General features: G+C 71.4%; 1 protein-coding gene. It reads right to left on the reverse strand.

Going from position 1 to position 5,738, the window contains the following annotated elements:
- On the reverse strand, nucleotides 1-5,729 hold a 5,729-nt coding region (locus tag BLA60_RS41760; RefSeq protein WP_342744830.1), incomplete at its 3' end, for a type I polyketide synthase.
- Nucleotides 5,730-5,738 lie beyond the last annotated feature (9 nt).

A 5,738-nucleotide genomic window follows, 5' to 3' on the forward strand; every position in this document is an offset into this window, starting at 1 on the left:
GCCTGGAAGACCGGGCCGTAACCGAACCCGGACTCGGCCAACAGCGAGTAGCAGTCCTCCACCGACACCGTGGCGGCACCGGGCGGCGGCCATTCCGCTGTGTCGAACACGGCCGGTGCGCCGGGGGTGTCGGCGAACGACCCGCTGGCGTGGAGCGACCACAGCTCGTCGACCGCACCTGCCGGGCGCGAATGGACGGTGAAGGTGTCCCCGGTGACACGCAGGCGCAGTTGGACGGTGTCGTGCTCGGTGAGGTCGACCGGAGCGGCGAGCGTCAACTCCTCCACCCGACCACGACCGACATGATCAGCGGCGGCCACAGCCAGATCAAGCAACGCCGCACCAGCAACCACAACACGACCACCAACAGTGTGATCCACCAACCAGGGCAGCGCGGACACCGACAGCAGCGACGTGAACACGACATCATCGGAGTCGGCCAGTGTGACCACCGCGCCGAGCAGCGGGTGGTCGGCGTCGTCGAGCCCGGCGGAGCGAACGTCTCCGGCGCGGCGGGACGGGGTCGGCCAGAACCAGTGCTGTTCGAAGGCGTAGGTCGGCAGATCGACCAGCGTGGCGGCGGGGACGATCGCCGTCCAGTCCACCGTGGAACCGGTGACGTGCAGTCGCGCGACGGCGGTGAAGAACGCCGTCTTCTCGTCGCGGTCCCTGCGCAGCGAGGGAATCCCGTCAATCAACGCCGACAGGGTTCCGTCCGGGCCGATCTCCAGGAAGGTGTCCGCCTCGGCCGTGGCGACATCGTCGGCGAACCGCACGGTGTCCCGCACGTGCCGTACCCAGTACTCCGGGTCGGTCACGTCCTTCACCAACGGAATCACCGGCTCGTGGAACGAGATCCCGGCGATCGCCTCCCGGAAGTCATCCAGCATCGGATCCATCAACGGCGAATGGAACGCGTGCGACACGGCCAGCCGCCTGTGCCTGCGCTCCCCCACCACAGCCATGACCTCGGCCTCGACACCGGCCACCACAACGGAAACCGGTCCGTTGACGGCGGCGATCGAGGCTCCGGCGGTCAGGGTCAACTCGTCCTCGGCGGCCTGTACGGCGACCATGACGCCGCCGGGTGGCAACGCGCCCATCAGGGTCGCGCGCGCGGTCACCAGACGGCACGCGTCCGTGAGGGACAGGACGCCGGCGACGTGCGCCGCCGCGATCTCACCGATCGAATGACCGACGACCACATCAGGCCGAACACCCAACGACTCGATCAGGCGGTAGAGCGCGACCTCCAGTGCGAACAGAGCGGGCTGAGCCCACGTGGTGTCGTTCAGTTGACCTGGATCGTCGCCCCACATCACCTCGCGCACCCGAGGGTCGAGCTCGGCGAACACCGCGTCGATGGCGGACGCGAACACCGGGAACCGTTCGTGCAGCTCGCGACCCATCCCCAGCCGCTGCGCACCCTGACCGGCGAACACGAAACCCACCCGGCCCGGAGCCGCGACACCGCGCGCGATCTCCACACCGTCCAACAGCACAGCGCGATGCGCGAACAACGACCGGGACAGCAGCGACCACGCCACGTCGCCAGCCGGAAGATCCACACCGGACAGCCGGGCGACCTGGGAACCCAACGCCTCGGCGGACTTCGCGGACACCGACCACGGCACCCGGTCAGTCCCGACCGGAGCAGGCGCCGCGGGACCTGCCTCCAGAATCACGTGCGCGTTGGTGCCGCTCAGGCCGAACGACGACACGGCGACCCGCCGTGCTCGGTCCATGGCGGGCCAGTCGGTCGCCGAGGTCGCCAGCTCGATCGCCCCCGCCGACCAGTCAACGTGCGACGACGGCGTATCGGCGTGCAGCGTCGGCGGCACGACACCATGCCGCATCGCCATGATCACCTTCACGATGCCCGCCACACCGGCCGCCGCCTGCGTGTGACCCAGGTTCGACTTCACCGAACCCAACAACAGCGGCGACTCCCGATCCTGGCCGTAGGTCGCCAGCAACGCCTGCGCCTCGATCGGGTCACCGAGCGTGGTTCCGGTGCCGTGCGCCTCCACCACGTCGACGTCCCGGGTCGACAGACCAGCGTTGGCCAACGCCTGACGGATCACCCGCTGCTGCGACGGACCATTCGGCGCCGTCAACCCGTTCGACGCACCATCAGAGTTCACCGCCGAACCCTTCACGACCGCCAACACCGGGTAGCCCAGACGTTCGGCGTCCGACTGCCTGGCCAGGACCAGCATGCCCACGCCCTCGGACCAGCCGACACCGTCGGCGGAGTCCCCGAACGCCTTGCAACGCCCGTCCGACGCGAGACCACCCTGCGCGGCGAAGTCCAGGAACGCGCTCGGCGTGGACATGACGCTCACGCCTCCGGCGAGTGCCAACGTGCACTCGCCGGCTCGCAGCGCCTGCGTGGCGACGTGTAACGCGACCAAGGCCGACGAACACGCCGTGTCCACGGTCATCGCCGGACCCTCCAGTCCGAACGCGTACGACACCCGACCGGACACGATGCTCGGCGAGGACCCGTTGCCCCGGAAACCCGCGAACTCCTCGCCCTGCAACAGGGCCGCGTAGTCGCTGTACATCACCCCGGCGAACACACCGGTCCTGCTGCCACGCAACGAGACCGGGTCGATCCCTGCTCGCTCCAACGCCTCCCACGACGTCTGGAGCAGCAACCGCTGCTGCGCGTCGGTGGCCAGCGCCTCACGCGGACTCATCCCGAAGAACCCGGGGTCGAACAGGCCCGCGTCGGCCAGGAACCCGCCGGACAGGTCCGGTAGGTCGGCACCCCAACCACGGTTGGTGGGCAACGGGGTGATCGCGTCCGTGCCGTCGAGCACCAGACGCCACAGATCCTCCGGAGAGGCGACCCCGCCTGGGAAACGGCACGCCATGCCCACCACCACGACCGGATCGCCGTCCACGACAGCGGTTGTGGAGGCCGGGGTGTCGGTGACGGCGCCGAAGATCTCCTCAAGCAGGTGGTCGACCAGCGCGGGCGCGGTCGGATAGTCGAACACCAACGTGGCCGGCAGACGCAGCCCGGTGACGACACCGAGCCGGTTGCGGAACTCGACCGCCGTCAACGAGTCGAACCCGAGGTCCCGGAACGTGGACGTTCGGTCGACCGTGCCCGAGGTGAGGTGTCCCAGCACGGTCGCCACCTGGTCGGCCACCAGGTCGTGCAGGAACTCGACCCCGCCCTGGGAGTCCATCGCGGACAGTGTCGCGGCGAGACCGGACGCGACGGTGGACGCGGCGACCGTCGCGCGGCGGATCCGGGTGCGGACCAGTCCGCGCAGCCTCGGTGGCACCGTCTCGTGGGTACGCAGCACGGCGAGGTCGAGTCGGAGCGGCACGACATGTGCCCGGTCCGCGTCGAGCGCCCGGTCCAACAGGTCCAGGCCGTGTTCGGGGGTCAGGGGTGGCATGCCGGACCTGGCCATGCGGTCGGCGTGCTCGCCGGCCATGCCCTCGGTGTCCCACGGCCCCCACGCCAGTGACACCGCCGGCAGGCCGAGGCCACGGCGGTGTTCGGCGAGCGCGTCGAGGAACGCGTTGGCCGCCGCGTAGTTCGCCTGGCCCGCGTTGCCCAGCGTGCCGGCGGCGGAGGAGAACAGGACGAAGGTGGTCGCGTCCGGTGTCAGCTCGTGCAGGTACCAGGCGGCGTCGACCTTGGGGGCCAGCACGGCGGCCAGCCGGTCGGCGGTGAGGGCGCCTACCGCACCGTCGTCGAGCACTCCGGCGGCGTGCACCACGCCGGTCACGGTCTCCCCGGCGAGCACGGCCGCGAGCGCTGCCCGGTCCGACACGTCGCAGGCCAGTGCCCGCACGGCGGCCAGGTCGGCGAGGGCCGCCGGTACCTCCCCGCGCCTGCTCAGCAGCAGCACGTCGGCGACGCCGTGTGTCTCGACGAGGTGCCGGGCCACCAGGGTGCCCAGTCCGCCGGCGCCGCCGGTCACCACGACGGTGCCCGGATCCCAGGCCTGGTTCGCGCCACCGGTCGCGCGAACCAGGCGAGGCGCGGTGACGCCGTCGGCGGTGACCCGCGACTCCGGTTCGGCGGACGCGACCGCCTCGGCGAGCCGATCGGGCGGCGCGTCCTCGGTCGTCTCGACCAGGCTGTACCGGCCGGGCCGCTCGGCCTGAGCGGCGCGGACGAGGCCGCCGACCGCCGCCGAGGCCAGGTCTCCCGCGCGGGTGACGATCACCAGCCGCGCGTCGCGCTCCTCCTGGAGGAGGGCTAGCGCGCGGGTGGCCAGGTCATGGGCGGCGGCCACCGGGTCGGCGCCCGCACTGTCGAGGTGCACGACGTCGGGTTCGTCGCCGGCCGGGGTCGTGGCCGCCGGCAGGTACTCGACCGCGAACAGGTCGTCGTGACGGGCGTCGGTGGCGGTGAGCGGCCGCAGTGCGAGCGAGGCGACCGAGACCACGGGTACGCCGGCGAGGTCGACGGCCTCAAGGGCGAACCCGTCGTCGGTGGGGCGCAGCCGTACCCGCACGGTGGCGGCCCCCGAGGAGTGGACGGTCACGCCGGTCCAGGTGAACGGCACGCCGGTGACCGTGCCGCCGGTGAGGCCTCCCGCGTGCAGGCAGGCGTCGAGCAGCCCGGGGTGGACGCCGAACTCGGCGGTGTCGGTCACCCCGTCGGGCAGCGCGACCTCGGCGTACACGTCGTCGCCGTGCTGCCAGGCGGCGCGCAGTCCCGCGAAGACGGGGCCGTAGGCGAAGCCGTCGGCGGCGCGGGCGTCGTAGAACCCGGCGAGGTCGACGGGTCGGGCGCCGGTGGGCGGCCAGACGGTCGTGTCGAATCCGCCGCCGGTCGAGGTGGTGGCGAGGGTACCGGTGGCGTGGGCGGTCCACGGCTGGTCGCTGTTCTCGGGCCGGCTGTGCACCGTGACCGCGCGGGTGCCGGCGCCGTCGGGTGCGCCGACGCGGACCTGCACGATCATGGCACCGGTGTCGGGCAGCGCGAGCGGGGCGGCGAGGACGAGTTCGGCGACGCGGGGGCACCCGACCTGGTCGGCGGCGCGGACGGCGAGTTCGAGCAGGGCCGTGCCGGGGACGAGTACCTGACCGTCGACGGTGTGGTCGGTCAGCCAGGGGTGCGAGCGGAGCGAGAGGCGTGAGGTGAACAGGTACTCGTCGCCGCCGGCGAGTTCGACGGCCGCGCCGAGCAGCGGGTGGTCGGCGTCGTCGAGTCCGGCGGAGCGGACGTCCCCGATGCCGCGGGGCGGGGTCGGCCAGAACCAGTGCTGTTCGAAGGCGTAGGTCGGCAGATCGACCAGCGTGGCGGCGGGAACGATCGCCGTCCAGTCCACCGTGGATCCGGTGACGTGCAGACGGGCGAGGCCGGTGAGCAACGCCGTCGGCTCGTCCCGGTCCCTGCGCAGCAACGGAATCCCGTCCACCAACGCCGACAGCGTCCCGTCCGGACCGATCTCCAGGAACGTGTCCGCCTCCGCCGCCGCGATGTCGTCGGCGAAACGCACGGTGTCCCGGACATGCCGCACCCAGTACTCCAGGTTCGACACGTCCTTCACCAACGGAATCACCGGCTCATGGAACGAGATCCCGGCGATCGCCTCCCGGAAGTCATCCAACATCGGATCCATCAACGGCGAATGGAACGCGTGCGACACCGCGAGACGCTTGTACTCACGGTCACCCACCGCAGCCATGACCTCAGCCTCAACACCAGCCAACACAACATTGTCCGGACCATTGACCGCCGCGACCGACACACCATCCGT

This window comes from Actinophytocola xinjiangensis (genome assembly GCF_001921215.1).
GTDB classification, from domain to species: domain Bacteria; phylum Actinomycetota; class Actinomycetes; order Mycobacteriales; family Pseudonocardiaceae; genus Actinophytocola; species Actinophytocola xinjiangensis.